Raw genomic sequence first — 14,840 nt, forward strand, 5'->3', positions numbered from 1 at the left:
AATCCCGGCACGACCCATGGGTTGTCCACAGGCTCCCGTCGACGATGGCGTGAACGGCTAGGCTCGCGCCGTACGAGACGAGCCGTAACCGGGAGACACCCACGATGGCCAAGAAGCGACCCCAGACCAAGGCCAAGCGCCCGCAGCTCAGCGACGGGGCCCGCGCCGTAGGCGCTGATGGAGAGGTTCCGGTTGTCGGCGCGCGCGAGCCCTGCCCCTGTGGCAGCGGCCGGCGCTACAAGGCCTGTCACGGCCGGGCCGCCGCACACGCGGTGACCGAGCTGGTGCAGCGTCCGTTCGAGGGACTGCCGGGCGAGTGCGACTGGGTGGCCCTGCGCGAACTGGTGCCCGCCGCCACGGTCGAGCTGCCCCTGAAGGGCGGCCTCCCCGAGGGCGTCCCGTCCGTCACGCTGGCCACGGTGCTTCCGATGGCCTGGCCGGCCCTGCGCCGCGACGACGGCTCGGTCCTGCTCGGCCTGCAGAACGACACGGCGTCGGGCGACATCAGCCGCGACCTGGCCGACACCCTCCAGCAGGCCCTCACCGCGAAGCCGGGCACCCCGGTCCAGGGCCGTCGCGCCCCGGCCGACGGTCCGCGGTTGCAGGATCTGCTCGACCCGGAAGGCGCGTTCGAGCCAGTTGTGCACCCGGGCTTCGAGTTCTGGGTCCCGGACGCGGAGAACGCCACTCCGGAAGTGACCGCCTCCCTGGAGCGGGCGAACGCCGCGGCCATCCCGACCGTCCGGCTGACCGGCGTGGACTCCGCCTACTGGTGCGAGACGCCGGAGAAGAACCACCTGCGCTGGGTCATGCCGCACCCCGAGGAGCAGCTTCTGGACGCCCTCGCGCGGCTGCACGCGGCGGGCAAGTCGAACCTCGGCGAGGGCACCCGTCTCGTGGGCTCCTTCCGCGCTCACGGGCTCACCGTGCCGGTCTGGGACCTGCCGAGCGGCGTCGGCGCGGAGGACGTGGAGAAGCCGGCGGCAGAGTTCGCCGAGCGCCTCGCCACGGCCCTGGCCACGGACGCCCCGCTCACCCCTGACGAGCGCCGTGCGCGGGGCGGCCTGACCAACCGGCAGGTCACGCTCAGCTGACGCGGACCGCGGAGATCGGGTTCGGCTGAACGGCCGTTCAGCCGAACCGGCCCGCGCGCGAGGGTGAGTCCGATCACAACTCCCCTGCGGAACAAGGGAATCCGTGACTGGAAAGCCCGGATCGAATTTGCGAACCGCCGATCTCTTGTTACCGTTCCAGTAGCCCGGTTGCTGGTGCATCCCCCGTCGCCAGCAACCGGGTCTTTTCATGTGCACGTTCCTTTACGGAACGGCGTCGCCTGTCAACTGCCCGTGGACGCCTCGGAATTGCCCGGTGTGGAGTTGCTGGCGGCACGCAGCAGCAGCGCCCCGCGCCCGGCCCGCTCCGCGAACTCCGTGACCGCCGTGTAGGCGTCCGGGCCTCCGCGCGTACGCTCCCGCGGCGTCTCGCACGTCCCCGGCTCGTCCTCGGCGCCCACCACGCAGCGCATCTGCAGCGTGCGCCCACCGGGCCCCATGAGGCTCAGTACGGAGTCCAGCGCGCCGCCCGTCGCATTGCGGAAGTACGTGCGCGCCCAGGTGTCCTCGCCCTGGGTGAGGACACAGGTCTGCGCCTCGATGCCCTCCGGCGAGGTGAGTTCGGGACCGCAGCGCACGGCGGTGGCGAGGCCCAGGTCGAGCAGCAGCGCGGAGCCGGTCGGACCGGCGGAGGGCGCCTTGGCGTCGCCGCGCGGGGACGGACGTGCGGCGCCGTCCTTCGGAGCGGGCGAGGAGCGCCGTACGGCATCGGGCGCCGACGCTCCTACTGCGGCCCGGCTCGCGTCGACGACCTGGCCGGCGGCCGCCCAGGCCAGTGGCAGGGCGACCGCGGCCGCCGCGACGGACGCGAGGGCGATCAGACGGACTCTTCGATGGTTCGGCCCGCGGCGATGCGACGACGGTGCCCTTTTTCCCCTGATATGACGCGGCATATAGCGGAAGATAACGACCACGCGCGCGTGCACCGTCCCGCGCGCGCCGGACAGCCCTACAACTCGGGCGCGCTCACACCCGTACGAGTGAGGGCCTCGACCACGGCGTCGACGACGGCCTCCACGTCGGGCACCCAGGGAGAGGCCGAGCCGGGGAGGGGGGCGCGCTGCCAGGTGATGGAACCCTGGCCGGTCTCGGACGGAGGCAGGGCGATGTAGCCGCCCTCGCCGTGGAAGCGGAGGGAGCCGGGGACGAAGTCCTTGGCGTACAGCAGTTCGCCCAGCTGTTCCATGGAGTACGGCTTCACCAGGATCGACCAGCGGGCGGGAGAGGCCACGACCGGGCCGAGGCGCATGCCCTTGCGGTCGAGTGCCGTCAGGGCGTGCGCGGCCGGCAGGGCGGGCAGGCTGACCGCGCAGGGGGCCGTGCCGCCGGTGGCGAGGATGATCGGCGCCGTGGGCCGGTTGTTCCACCACCAGCGCACCATGCGCTCGTCGGTCGTGGCCGCGAGGAGGCCGGGGTCGAAGGGGTGCGCGCCGGGCACCGTGCAGTCCGGGTCGGGGCAGCCGCAGCGGGAGTGTCCCTGCGGGTGCGTCGTCACGCCCGGGAGTACGGGCCAGCGCCATTCTGTCGCGAAGGTCAGGGCCGCGCTGATCAGCTCAGACTTCCCGTCGCTGCGCAGGAGCCTGCGTCGCCTTCCGAGGATCTCGCGCATGAGCGCTCGTTCCTTTCCGTTGCACCGCTGGCAACACCGTGGTCACATCACACCATGTGTCGATCACTTCACTGTGCGTACCTGTAGGCGCATCACACCCCTGCGATGAGCAAGGGGATCCCCTATGGGCCGAGCGTTGGCTGCTTCCGCGGCAGCCTCGTCCATACTGCGTCCATCAAAAGCATGGGCGTGGCGTGGGGTGGCGAAGTATGGCGTTTGCCGTCGCGCGTATTTCTCTTCGCCTCCGCCACGGGAGGATGGGGCACGATCGTCGGTGGCTAAGACGCCCGGGTCCGTCACCAGGTTCCGGGTGGCTGTGAACCACCCCTGGCCTTCACCGAGTACGTACCCATCACGACCGCTGTGACGCTCTGTGGAGCGAAACCAGTCGACCGCAATACCCCGTTCCCTGAGGCAGTTTTAAGCCAACTTTGCCTTTACGCAAGAGGTCTACGACGAGTGCTCGGGTTACCCACGGACACCAGGAATCCCGGCAGGACAATGCTGGACATCCCCTCACGAGTGCGTGTACATGTGGAGACACTGCTAGCGGCGCAGAATGACATGGGGGTTTGCGATGCTTTTGAGCAATACGCACCGGTCGGAAAGCCGGACGCCATGAACGCCCCTCACCCTCCGAAAGTGGCCGGAATCGACTCCACAGTTCCCTCGCCCGCACACACTGTCGCGCCCGCGCCCGTGGCCCCGGGAACCCCAGCGGTCCCCCCACCGAACCCACCGGGCGCAGTGCTTCAGGACCGTCTCGCCGGCTGGGTCTCGGACCTCACGACACTGCACGAACTCACCGAGCGCCTGGCCCGCACGGACACACTCGCCGACGCCCTCCAGGAACTGCTGCGCGCCGGATCCGCCCTCGTGGGCGCCCGGCGCGGTCTCGTCGTGCTGGAACCGGCGGACGGCCTGGGCCCGGACACGACCATCGGGCTGGGCCTCGCCCGCGCCGACCTCGGTCACATCGAGACCGTGCCGCGCAGCGCGATGTCGTACGGCAGGATCCTCGACGGGCTTCCGGGCGGCGACGGTGAGATCGCCCAGCCGGACCTGCTGTCCGAGGACGGACTCGACCCCCGCCACCGCGAGGTCGCCGCTCGCCTCGGTTACGCCGCCAGCTACACCCTCCCCCTGTCCACCGATGCCGCCCGCCGCCTCGGCGCCGCCGTATGGCTGTACGACGAGCCCGCCGAACCGGCCGAGCGCCAGCGCCACCTCGTCGGCCTGTACACCCGCTACGCCACCGAGCACCTGGCCCGGCTCCTCGAAATCGAGCGCACGCGCGCGTGCATGCGGACGATGGCCGAGGAGCTGCTCCCCTCACGGCTGCCCCGGATGGCCGGCGTCCAGCTCGCCGTGCGGCACCGCACCGGGCCGCGCGGGGGCGGCGACTGGTACGACGCACTGCCGCTGCCGGACGCCGCCCTGGGCCTGGCGGTCGGCTCGGTGACCGGGTCCGGGCCGAGCGCGGTCGCCGCGATGGGACGACTGAGGGCCAGCCTGCGGGCGTACGCCGTGATGGAGGGAGAGGACCCGGTCGCGGTCCTGTCCGACTTGGAACTGCTGCTCAGACTCACCGAGCCCGCCCGCTCCGCCACCGCCCTGTTCGCCTACTGCGAGCCCTCCCTGCGCAAGATCACACTCGCCGGCGCCGGGCACACCCCGCCGCTGCTGATCGGCGACCGGCGCACCGAGTTCGTCGAGACCTCCGTGTCCGCGCCGCTGGGCATGCTGGCCTGCTGGGAGGCGCCGAGCGTGGAGCTGACGGCAGAAGCCGGAGAGACGGTTCTGCTGTACACCGACGGGCTGCTGCACCGCACCGGCGACCCCACCGACCGCGCCTTCGCCCGGCTGCACGGGGCGGCGGCCGGCGTGCCCAGGGCCATCCGGCACGACCCGGACGCCGTCGTCGACCACGTCCTGCGCACCGTGCTGCCGAACGGGCTGGACCGGACGGACAGCGAGGAGGACGTCGTCCTGCTGGCCGCTCGCTTCGAGTAGCGGCTCGTGACCCTCGGTGACCGACCCATAACGGGCGCGTGGCCTGCGCCATAGCAGAGGCGGCGGCTCGTCCTTCGCCCCTGGGCCCTCGCGTGCACGACCGTACGATGGACGGGGTCGAATGCCGTATCGAGGAGGATGACCGTGGCCGACGAGCTCACCCCGGTTGTGTCAGATCTTGCTGCTGACGCAGCGGGCCCGGAGACCCCGGAGACCGAGTCCGAAGAGCCGATCAAGCAGCGCAAGAACGGCCTGTACCCGGGCGTGTCCGACGAGCTCGCCGAGAACATGAAGTCCGGCTGGGCCGACACGGAGCTGCGCGGCCTCGAGCTGATCCCCCAGGCCGCCGAGACCGCCGCCCGGCGCTCCGCGCTGTCGGCGCGCTTCCCGGGTGAGCGTCTGGTGATCCCCGCGGGCAACCTGAAGACCCGCTCGAACGACACCGAGTACCCCTTCCGGGCGTCCGTCGAGTACGCGTACCTCACCGGCAACCAGACCGAGGACGGCGTGCTCGTCCTGGAGCCCAAGGGTGAGGGCCACCAGGCCACCATCTACCTCCTGCCGCGCTCCGACCGCGAGAACGGCGAGTTCTGGCTCTCCGGCCAGGGCGAGCTGTGGGTCGGCCGCCGGCACTCCCTCACCGAGGCGGAGAAGCTGTACGGCATCCCCGCGTCCGATGTGCGCGAGCTGGCGGACAAGCTCCGCGAGGCGACCGGCCCCGTGCGGGTCGTACGCGGCTTCGACGCCGGCATCGAGGCCGCGCTGACCGACAAGGTCACCGCCGAGCGGGACGAGGAGCTGCGGGTCTTCCTGTCCGAGGCACGGCTGGTCAAGGACGACTTCGAGATCGGCGAGCTGCAGAAGGCCGTCGACTCGACCGTGCGCGGCTTCGAGGACGTGGTCAAGGTCCTCGACAAGGCCGAGGCGACGAGCGAGCGCTACATCGAGGGCACGTTCTTCCTCCGCGCGCGCGTGGAGGGCAACGACGTCGGTTACGGCTCCATCTGCGCCGCCGGGCCGCACGCCTGCACCCTGCACTGGGTGCGCAACGACGGAGCCGTGCGGTCGGGCGAGCTGCTGCTGCTCGACGCGGGCGTCGAGACGCACACGTACTACACGGCCGACGTCACGCGCACGCTGCCGATCAACGGGCGGTACAGCGAGATCCAGAAGAAGATCTACGACGCCGTCTACGACGCCCAGGAGGCCGGTATCGCGGCCGTCCAGCCGGGCGCGAAGTACCGGGACTTCCATGACGCGTCGCAGCGGGTGCTGGCCGAGCGGCTCGTCGAGTGGGGGCTCGTCGAGGGGCCGGTGGAGCGGGTGCTGGAGCTCGGGCTGCAGCGGCGGTGGACGCTGCACGGCACCGGGCACATGCTCGGCATGGACGTCCATGACTGTGCCGCGGCGCGCGTGGAGTCGTACGTCGACGGCACGCTGGAGGCGGGCATGGTGCTGACCGTCGAGCCCGGGTTGTACTTCCAGGCCGACGACCTGACCGTGCCGGAGGAGTACCGGGGGATCGGGGTGCGGATCGAGGACGACATCCTGGTGACGGCGGACGGGAACCGGAACCTGAGCGCCGGGCTGCCTCGGCGGTCGGACGAGGTCGAGGCGTGGATGGCGGGTCTGCAGGGGGACCACAGCTGATCTGCCGTCTGCGGGTCGTTCGTGGTTGATCGCGCAGTTCCCCGCGCCCCCTTGGGCGTTGGGGTTGACCTGCATCTGGAAGCTGACGTCGGTGAAGGGCGTCGTGCGGGGCTTGAACGCGCCCTGCGCGACGCCGTTCGTGACGGGCGGCTCGCCTCCGGCACGCAACTGCCCGCCACGCGGCGCCTCGCCGGCGAGCTCGGCATCTCGCGGAACACCGTGAAGGCGGCGTACGACCAACTCGTCGCCGAGGGGTACCTCACTGCCCGGCAGGGGTCCGGTACCCGTGTCGCCACGCTTCCCTCCACCGCCGCCAGACCGCCGGAGGCCGCCGCACGCGCGCGTGTTCCGCGATTCGACCTGCGCCCGGGAAGCCCGGATGTGGGGGCGTTTCCGGCGGCGGCCTGGTTGCGGGCACTGCGCAGGGCCATCGCCACGGCGCCCTCACTGGCGTACGACTACGGCGATCCGCGCGGGCGTATCGAGTTGCGGACCGCGTTGTCGGGCTATCTGGGGCGGGCGCGCGGGGTGACCGCGCCGCCGGAGCGGATCGTGATCACCTCCGGGTACGTGCAGGGGCTGGCGCTGCTCACGCGCGTGCTGGAGGGCGGCGTCATCGCCATGGAGGACCCGGGGCTGCCGTTCCATCGGGAGGTGGTGCGGCGGGGCGGAGGCGTCATAGTGCCCGTGCCCGTCGACGAACGGGGGGCGTGCGCGGAGGAGTTGGGGGACTGCGGGGCCGTCGTCGTCACGCCGGCGCATCAGTATCCGACCGGTGTGACCCTGCACCCGGAGCGGCGACGGGCGCTCACCGACTGGGCACGCGCGCGTGGCGGCCTGATCGTCGAGGACGACTACGACGGGGAGTTCCGCTACGACCGCCAGCCCGTCGGCGCGCTGCAGGGGATGGCGCCGGGGCAGGTGGTGTATCTGGGGACCGCCTCGAAGACCCTCGGGCCCGCGCTGCGGCTCGGCTGGATGGTGCTGCCGCCGCACCTGGTCGACGCCGTCGCCGACGCCAAGCTGCACAGTGACCATCACACCGAGTCCATCGGCCAGTTGGCCCTCGCGGAGCTGATCGACAGCCATGCCTACGACCGCCATGTGCGTGCCTGTCGGTCGCGGTACCGGCGGCGCCGGGACCAACTCCTGGAGCGGCTGGGCCGGTTGGGGGCGCGTCGGCCCGTGCGCGGGATCGCGGCCGGGCTGCACGCGCTGGTGGAGGTCGACGACGAGGCGGCGGTGCTGGCGCGGGCGGAGGCCGAGGGGCTCGCGGTGGGGCATCTGGGGGAGCACTGGCATGCGCCGGACGGCGGCGAGAAGCGGCCGCAGGGGCTGGTCGTGGGGTACGGGACGCCTCGGGAGCGGGTGTATCCGGAGGCGTTGGAGGTGTTGGGGAGGGTGCTGGACGGGGGCTGAATCGGGCCCGAATTGGGCCACTGAAGTCGGTGGCCATTGGGCCTGTCGAGAGGTCCACCGCGTCTTTAGCGTCGTGGCATGAACACCGCTGCCCTGCCAAGCCGCCTCGTCCCACCCGCCGGTCCGCAACGCGTCCTCGCCCTGGCCCAGTTGGGCAACTCGGTCGGAGACGGCGCCTACTACACGACGTCCGCCCTCTACTTCACCCAGGTCGTCGGCCTCGCCCCCGCGCGCGTGGGGCTCGGGCTGACCGTCGGCTGGGCGGTCGGCGCGCTGGTCGGGGTTCCGCTGGGGCGGCTCGCCGATCGGCGCGGGCCGCGCGGTACGGCGGTGCTGCTGGCCCTCGCTACGGGGCTCGCGGTGGCGTCCTTCATGGTCGTGCGGGGGTTCGTGCCGTTCGTGCTGGCCGCGTGCGCGTATGCCGCCGCGCAGTCCGGGCTGGCGGCGGCCCGGCAGGCGCTGCTGGCGGGGCTGGTGTCCGCCGGGGAGCGGACGGGGTTGCTGGCGCATCTTCAGTCGACCCTCAACGCCGGTCTGGCGGTGGGTGCCGGGCTCGGCGGGCTCGCGCTGCAGGCCGGGACGCGGACGGCGTATCTGGCGGTGTTCGCGCTGGACGCGGTGAGCTTCCTGGTGTGCGCGGCGCTGCTGCTCCGGCTGCCCTCCGTGACGGCTGTGCCGCGTCGCAGGCCCGAGGGGCTCGGCGTGCTGCGGGACCGCCCGTATGCGGCGGTCGCGCTGCTCAACACCGTGTTGTTGCTGAGGCTTCCGCTGCTCAGTCTCGTCCTGCCGCTGTGGATCACGCGGCGCACCGACGCCCCGGCCTGGCTGGTTTCCGCGCTGTTCGTGCTCAACACCGGTGCGGTGATGCTCTTCCAGGTCAGGGCGGCGCGCGGTGTCACGGGGCCGGCCGGCGCCCTGCGCGCGGTGCGCCGAGCGGGCTGGGTGATGCTCGCCGCGTGCGTGGTGTTCGCACTGTCGGCGGGGGCCTCCCTGTGGGTGGCCGTCGGGGTCCTGGTGCTGGGCGCGGTGCTTCAAGTGGTCGCCGAGATGGGGCAGTCGGCGGGGTCCTGGCAGCTGTCGTTCGACCTGGCTCCGGAAGGCCGCGTCGGCGAGTACCAGGGCCTCTTCGGCACCGGCGTCACGGTCGCCCGCACCCTCGGCCCGCTCCTGCTGACGACGCTGCTGGTGGAGTGGGGGACGCCGGGCTGGCTGCTGCTGGGCGGGGCGATGCTGGCGGCGTCGTACGCGATGGGACCGGCGGCGCGCCGTGCCGCCGGTCGCCGGGTGGAGGCGCGGGTCAGGCAGCCCGAGCTGGTGCCGTGACCGGCAGCGCGTCCAGGAACAGCGCCCCCGCGAGCAGCCCCGCACTCCCCCGCGGGCTCCACGCGCGCGCGTGCAGATCGGCGTCGAGGGCCGCCAGGGCCCGGGCGCCCGCCTCGGTGGCCGAGCCGCCCGCTTCCATGACTCCCCGGGCGCCCGCCTGGACGTGCCGCAGTCCGGTGGGGCCCACCGTGTAGAGGAGTTCGGTGTCCTGAAGGGTGGACATCACGGTGAGCAGGGCGTCCAGGCGGGCCTGTCCCTCCGTGGCGCCGGCCGAGCGGGCCGTGGCGAGGGTGTCCAACGCCCGCCGTACGTGCGGGAATCCGGCCCGTGCCTCGCCCCGGGCCCCGGCGGCGCCGTACTTCGCGGACACCGAGGAGCCCCGGGAGGGCTTGCGCGGGGCGCGTTTGTCGGTGTGCGCGGCGATGCGCTTGGCGGTGGCGGCGACGTCCCTGGCTCCGGCCCGGGGGTCGAGCGCGGCCGCGGCGACCAGCAGGCCGAGCGCCCACAGGGCGCCGCGGTGGCCGCCGCCGGCCAGGTGCACCGAGTGCTCGGTGCACCTGCCGATCGCGCCCAGTTCGGTACGCAGCCCCGGCGTCGGCTCGCCCGTGCGCCGGGCGGCCGCGGCCATCGCGGCCAGGCCCGGCGCGAGCGCTTTGGCCGACCAGCGCAGCATGCGGTGGTCCCGGCGGCTGACGCGGGCGCCGAGGTCGCGCGGGTCGGGCAGGCCCGGCTTGGGAGTCAGGGCCAGCTGCCCGGTCAGCGCGGTCACGGCGGCCTGCGCGAGCGCCCCGTCCTCGCGGCTGCTCATGCCCGTACCCCTACGAGGAGGCCGAGGCCGAGGCGGACGGGGCGTCGCTGGGCGGCGTGCCGGTCGGGGCACCACTCGGCGGCGTACCGCCCTCGCCGCCACCGCCGCCGCTGCCCGCGCCGGTGTTCTCGGCGTCCGGGTCGATGCCGAGGGTCAGCAAGCCCTTGTAGCCCTTGAACGGGTCGGCCTTCTTGACCGCCTTCAGGGTCAGCAGGCCGCTGGAGGCGCCGCCGCCGTCGTAGACCATGTCGTTGTCGAGGGTGGTGTAGCTGCCGGAGTGCTTCGAGTAGGGCTCCAGCGTGAAGATCTCCTCGGCGATGGCGTCGTCGAAGAACAGCTGGCCGGTGTAGTTGACCTTGCCGCCCTCGTAGGTGCCGTCCTCCTTCTGGCCGCCCGTGTGCACCTTGAGGTGGATGTGGCAGGTGCGCGGGGTGTACCAGCCGGGGAAGATCGTCTCGAACTTGACGACCCCGTTGGCATTGGCGATCTGGTAGCCGCGCAAGTAGGTGTTGTCCTTCGCGGTCGAGCCGTCCTCGCTCTCGGCGGGCGCGGAGCCGCCGGGATTGGCCGTGGTGTAGCCGGAGTAGTAGCCCCAGGCGTCGCAGTGCCAGATCTCGACGGCGGCGCCCTTGACCGGGGTGCAGCCGTCGGTGGCGTCCACGACGGTGAGGCGCAGCGTCAGCGGGACGCCGCTCTTGCCCTCGGTGATGTCCTTTCGCACCAGGGCGTTGTCGAGGTAGTACGGGCCTTCGGTGACGCTGGACATCAGCGTCATGCAGCCGGTGCTCTCCGAGGCGGTCGTGGTGGCCGTCGCCGCCGCGTCGGCCGTGGTCGTGCCGGTGTCGGCGAAGGCCGCCTGGTAGCCCGCGACGGCGAGTCCGCCCGCCGCGACCGTGCCACCCGTGACCGCGATCGCGCGGAGCCGGGTGATCGACTTGTCTTTGTGGTTTCCCGTCATGGCCAGGAAGTTAGGGACGCCACCCGTCAGCAGCTTGAGGTGCCACTGTGCGACGGCTGTGAGTCCTGAGGAAGCTGAAAAAGCGTCGTCGGCGCTAGACCGCCATCAGCGACGGGTCCTTCTTCCACTTGAGGATCTTGTCGAAGCTCACCACCGCCCCCGCCCGGCCCGGCTTGTTGCCGATCGAGACGTGGTCGGCGAGTTCCTGGATGAGACAGAGGCCCCGGCCGTGCTCGGCGTCGGAGGTCGCGGGGCGGGGCGGGCGGTGGGGTGCGGTGAAGCCGGGGCCCGAGTCGGTGACCTCGATGTGGCACTTCTCGCCGTCCAGGTAGGCCGTGACGCGATACGCCGGCGGGGAGCCGTCGGGCGAGGTGTCGCCCCCGTGTTCGACGGCGTTGGCGCAGGCCTCGCTGAGGGCGACGGAGAGGTCGTAGGACACGTCGGGGTCCACGCCCGCGGTCTCCATGGTGCCGATCAGCAGTCGCCGGGCGAGCGGCACGCTCGCGGCTTCACGGCGCAGATGGAGTGACCACCAGATGCTCATGCTCCAGCCTCCTGGCCGCGGCTCGACATACCGTTACGTATTGCCGCGAGTGCCCCGCTGTAAGCACGTCATTGACGTGATGCCGCCCATATGGTCGATGCGCCTATGCGGGAATCGGTGTATGTGGGGGCGGCCCACACCATACGGTGACCTTCCGGTCGTACGCCCTCCTATGCCCCGTACATCCCCAACCGCTCGTTTGTCATCTTGCGGACCTGCTGTATAGCGGCCATAAGGCCAGTGCGATGATGAGCCCGCCATGACTGCCCCCCACCGGCTTACGACGCGTTCCGGAAGTGATCTCCGGATACTGCGGGCCGCGGTGTTCGCCGCGGTCTGTGTCGTGCTGGCCGGGGTCGGGCATGTACTGGGCTCCTGCGCCACGATCCCGCTGTGGAGTCTGGGCGCGGGGTTCCTGGGGGTGCTGCTCGTCACGGTGCCGTTCACGGGGCGCGAGCGCTCGCTGCCCGGGACGGCCGCGCTGCTCGCGGTCGGCCAGACCGTCCTGCACTCGCTGTTCGGGCTGGGGCAGCATGGGGCGGCCGCGGTCACCTCCTCGTCCGCCTCCGCATCCTCGTCCGCTTCCGCCTCCGTGTCCGACGCCGCGCTGGTCGAGCAGGCCGCGCGGCTCGTCTGCGGGACCGCCGCGGCGGCGATCAGCCCCGCCCAGGCCCAGCGGATCCTCACCGAGGCGCGGATCGGCCCGGCGACCGGGGCGCATGCCTCGCATCCGTCGGCGGACACCCTGTCCACCCTCGCGGACTCCGCCACCGGCTCCTCCGCCTCACTGCTCCCCTCCCTGCCCATGGTGCTCGCCCACGTTCTCGCGGCGGTCGCCGCGGGGTGGCTGCTGCGGCGCGGGGACCTGGCTCTGCTGCGGATCGTCGAGATGTCCACGGTGTCGGCGCACTCGGTCGCGGAGGGGGCGTTCGTACGATCCCTCCGCGGGGCGCTCGCGCTGGTGCGCGCCCTGCGTGCGGGGCTGCCGGGCGCACCCGAGGCGGGCCCGCGCTTCCGGCGTACCGCGCCCCTCGGACGGCCCGCACCCCGCACCGTCGCCCTCCAGCACACGGTGATCAGGCGCGGCCCGCCGACCACCGCCTTCACGCTCGCCGCCTGACACGACGCGACCGCCACTCCGCCGAGGTGCCATTCCACCGAAGTGGGAATGAGGGCCGCCGTCGTGCGGCACGCGCGCGTACCCGTGTTTTCCGATCGAGTCGGGGGACAACTCTTTCCCGTCGTTCCCGCCTGATCGGGCACCCCCGCGCACGCGTACTCCTCTTCACCACCGGAATCCCGAATCTCACTCACAGTGGAGTGCTCCGAATGAAAGCCTCTCGTCTCGCCGCCGCAGGCACCCTCGCCGGCACGGCCGTGCTCGCCCTCTCCGCCCCCGCTTTCGCCCACGTCAGCGTGCAGCCGGAGGGCACCGCCGCCAAGGGCGGTTACGCGGTCGTCGACTTCAAGGTGCCCAACGAGCGGGACAACGCCTCGACCACCAAGCTCGAGGTCAGCTTCCCGACCGACCACCCGCTCGCCTCCGCCATGCCGGAGCCGATGCCCGGCTGGAAGATCGAGGTCACCAAGTCCAAGCTCGACAAGCCGATCGAGTTGCACGGCGAGAAGATCTCCGAGGCGGTCTCCAAGATCACCTGGACCGCCGACGGCAAGGGCGTCGAGCCGGGCTACTTCGAGAAGTTCCCGGTCTCCATCGGCCAGCTCCCCGAGGACGCCGACGAACTCGTCTTCAAGGCGATCCAGACGTACTCCAACAAGGAGGTCGTGCGCTGGATCGAGGTGCCGCAGGAAGGCCAGGAGGAGCCCGAGAACCCGGCGCCGGTGCTCGCACTGTCCGCCGCCGAGGACGGCCACCACGGCTCGTCGTCCTCCTCCGACAACCCCTCCGACTCCGACGACGCCGAGGCCGCCTCCGCGAAGACCGAGGCCGCCGAGCCCGCCGACAGCAGCGACACGACCGCCCGCGTCCTGGGCGTGGTCGGCATCGTCGTCGGCGCACTGGGCGTGGCGTACGGCGTGCTCGCCGGCCGTCGGCGCACCAACGCCTGACAGCCCTCTCGATTCACGGCGCGCGCCGGGGCACGCCCCCGGTGCGCGCCGGGGCACTCACCACTGGGACATTTCTCTATGCGTAAGAAGAACCGCCATGCGTAAGACCATGTGTAGGACCGTGCGTACCACCGTTCGTAAGACCGTGCGTAAGAAGACCTTCGCCGCGGCCGCCCTGCTCGCCGCCGCCACCCTGACCCTCTCCGCCTGCGGCAGCGGTGATGACAGCGCCGAGCCCGTGACCGTGGTCTCCGAGGAGCCCGGCTCGGACAGGGCGGCCATCGTCCTCGACAAGCCGTTCGAGAAGCCGGACCTGGTCCTGACCGACACGAACGGCAAGAAGTACGACCTCCGCAAGGAGACCGAGGGCCGGCCGACGCTGATCTACTTCGGCTACACCAACTGCCCCGACGTCTGCCCGACCACGATGAGCAACATCGCCGTGGCCACGAAGCAGCTGCCGAAGGCGGAGCAGGACGACCTGCGCGTCGTGTTCGTCACCACCGACCCCGAGCGCGACACCGCGCCAGCGCTCGGCAAGTGGCTCAAGGGCATCGACCCGCGGGTCGTGGGCCTGACCGGCGACTTCGACACCATCCAGGCCGGCGCCCGCACCCTCGGCATCTCCATCGAGCCGCCGCACAAGGACAAGAACGGCAAGATGGTCTCCACCCACGGCACGCAGGTCGTCGCGTTCTCGCCGAAGACCGACGCCGGGTACGTCCTCTACACCGAGGACGCCAACGTCGACGACTACACCAAGGACCTCCCCAAGCTCATCAAGGGGGAGAAGCCGTGAGGCGTCTAGTCGCGCCCGTCGCGGTACTGACCGGGGCCCTGGTCCTCGCGGGCTGCGGCTCCGGGGACTCCCCGGCCGACTCGCAGGGCGGCTCCAAGGCCGAACTGTCCGTCAGCGGCGCCTATATGCCGCAGCCCGTCTCCGACTCCATGGCGGCCGGCTTCCTCACCGTCACCAACAAGGGCGGTACGAAGGACGAGTTGACCTCCGTCACCAGCGACGTCGGCGAGGTCACCGCCCACGAGACCGTCGATTCGTCGATGCAGGAGGCCACGGATCTCGCCGTGCCCGCGCACGGCCAACTCGTCTTCGAGAGCGGCGGCAACCACCTGATGTTCGAGAAGCTGCGGCGCAAGCCCCAGCAGGGCGAGAAGGTGACCGTGAAGCTCCACTTCACCGAGTCCGGCACGGTCACGGTCGAGATGCCGGTGAAGTCGGCGACGTACAACCCGAAGACCGGACACTGAGGGAGAGATCGCCTTGACCCCGACCATCGCCCCCCGCGTCCGGCCACGGGTGCTGCCACGCGTCCGGT

14 protein-coding genes are annotated in these 14,840 nt (G+C 71.7%); 9 read left to right on the plus strand and 5 right to left on the minus strand.

Going from position 1 to position 14,840, the window contains the following annotated elements; genetic code table 11:
- Positions 1-104 precede the first annotated feature (104 nt).
- Positions 105-1,094 carry a DUF5926 family protein gene (locus tag ABIE67_RS23355; protein WP_370260503.1) on the plus strand — a complete coding sequence of 330 codons (990 nt, stop codon included), beginning with the start codon at positions 105-107 and terminating at the stop codon, positions 1,092-1,094.
- A gap of 242 nt (positions 1,095-1,336) precedes the next feature.
- Here the strand turns inward: ABIE67_RS23355 and ABIE67_RS23360 are convergent, their stop codons facing one another.
- Positions 1,337-2,005, minus strand: a complete 669-nt coding sequence (locus ABIE67_RS23360) for a hypothetical protein (RefSeq protein WP_370260504.1) — start codon at positions 2,003-2,005, stop codon at positions 1,337-1,339.
- A gap of 56 nt (positions 2,006-2,061) precedes the next feature.
- Positions 2,062-2,721 (minus strand): bifunctional DNA primase/polymerase, encoded by a 660-nt coding sequence (locus ABIE67_RS23365; protein WP_370260506.1) that lies wholly within the window; start codon positions 2,719-2,721, stop codon positions 2,062-2,064.
- Positions 2,722-3,222: 501 nt separating this feature from the next.
- Here ABIE67_RS23365 and ABIE67_RS23370 point away from each other — a divergent pair.
- From ABIE67_RS23370 to ABIE67_RS23385, 4 genes are all read left to right on the plus strand, one after another.
- Positions 3,223-4,734 carry a PP2C family protein-serine/threonine phosphatase gene (locus ABIE67_RS23370; RefSeq protein WP_370260507.1) on the plus strand — a complete coding sequence of 504 codons (1,512 nt, stop codon included), beginning with the start codon at positions 3,223-3,225 and terminating at the stop codon, positions 4,732-4,734.
- A gap of 144 nt (positions 4,735-4,878) precedes the next feature.
- Complete coding sequence (locus ABIE67_RS23375) at positions 4,879-6,384, plus strand: aminopeptidase P family protein (protein ID WP_370260508.1); 1,506 nt, start codon at positions 4,879-4,881, stop codon at positions 6,382-6,384.
- Positions 6,385-6,435: 51 nt separating this feature from the next.
- Entirely contained in the window at positions 6,436-7,803 is a 1,368-nt protein-coding gene (locus tag ABIE67_RS23380; RefSeq protein WP_370260509.1) for a PLP-dependent aminotransferase family protein, read from the plus strand.
- A gap of 78 nt (positions 7,804-7,881) precedes the next feature.
- Positions 7,882-9,126, plus strand: coding sequence for an MFS transporter (locus ABIE67_RS23385; protein WP_370260510.1), 1,245 nt, complete (start codon positions 7,882-7,884; stop codon positions 9,124-9,126).
- Here the strand turns inward: ABIE67_RS23385 and ABIE67_RS23390 are convergent.
- The 3 genes from ABIE67_RS23390 to ABIE67_RS23400 all read right to left on the minus strand — a co-directional run bounded on the left by ABIE67_RS23390 (position 9,101) and on the right by ABIE67_RS23400 (position 11,436).
- Complete coding sequence (locus tag ABIE67_RS23390; RefSeq protein WP_370260511.1) at positions 9,101-9,934, minus strand: triphosphoribosyl-dephospho-CoA synthase; 834 nt, start codon at positions 9,932-9,934, stop codon at positions 9,101-9,103. The two genes, ABIE67_RS23385 and ABIE67_RS23390, sit on opposite strands and share 26 nt — an antisense overlap.
- A gap of 10 nt (positions 9,935-9,944) precedes the next feature.
- A complete protein-coding gene (locus ABIE67_RS23395) occupies positions 9,945-10,892 on the minus strand; it encodes an intradiol ring-cleavage dioxygenase (protein ID WP_370260512.1) in 948 nt (315 codons plus the stop codon).
- A 94-nt stretch (positions 10,893-10,986) separates the two neighbouring features.
- A complete protein-coding gene (locus ABIE67_RS23400; protein WP_370260513.1) occupies positions 10,987-11,436 on the minus strand; it encodes an ATP-binding protein in 450 nt (149 codons plus the stop codon).
- Positions 11,437-11,695: 259 nt separating this feature from the next.
- Between ABIE67_RS23400 and ABIE67_RS23405 the strand changes: the two genes are divergently transcribed.
- The 4 genes from ABIE67_RS23405 (at position 11,696) to ABIE67_RS23420 (ending at position 14,772) form a co-directional block, all read left to right on the plus strand.
- Positions 11,696-12,556: a hypothetical protein gene (locus ABIE67_RS23405; RefSeq protein ID WP_370260514.1), complete on the plus strand. Its 861-nt coding sequence runs from the start codon at positions 11,696-11,698 to the stop codon at positions 12,554-12,556.
- A gap of 209 nt (positions 12,557-12,765) precedes the next feature.
- A complete protein-coding gene (locus tag ABIE67_RS23410; protein WP_370260515.1) occupies positions 12,766-13,506 on the plus strand; it encodes a YcnI family protein in 741 nt (246 codons plus the stop codon).
- A 145-nt stretch (positions 13,507-13,651) separates the two neighbouring features.
- Positions 13,652-14,305: an SCO family protein gene (locus ABIE67_RS23415; protein WP_370268834.1), complete on the plus strand. Its 654-nt coding sequence runs from the start codon at positions 13,652-13,654 to the stop codon at positions 14,303-14,305.
- Positions 14,302-14,772: a copper chaperone PCu(A)C gene (locus ABIE67_RS23420; RefSeq protein ID WP_370260516.1), complete on the plus strand. Its 471-nt coding sequence runs from the start codon at positions 14,302-14,304 to the stop codon at positions 14,770-14,772. The genes ABIE67_RS23415 and ABIE67_RS23420 overlap by 4 nt, the downstream gene beginning before the upstream one ends.
- The last annotated feature ends 68 nt before the right edge of the window (positions 14,773-14,840 follow it).

It is taken from the genome of Streptomyces sp. V4I8, assembly GCF_041261225.1.
GTDB lineage: Bacteria > Actinomycetota > Actinomycetes > Streptomycetales > Streptomycetaceae > Streptomyces.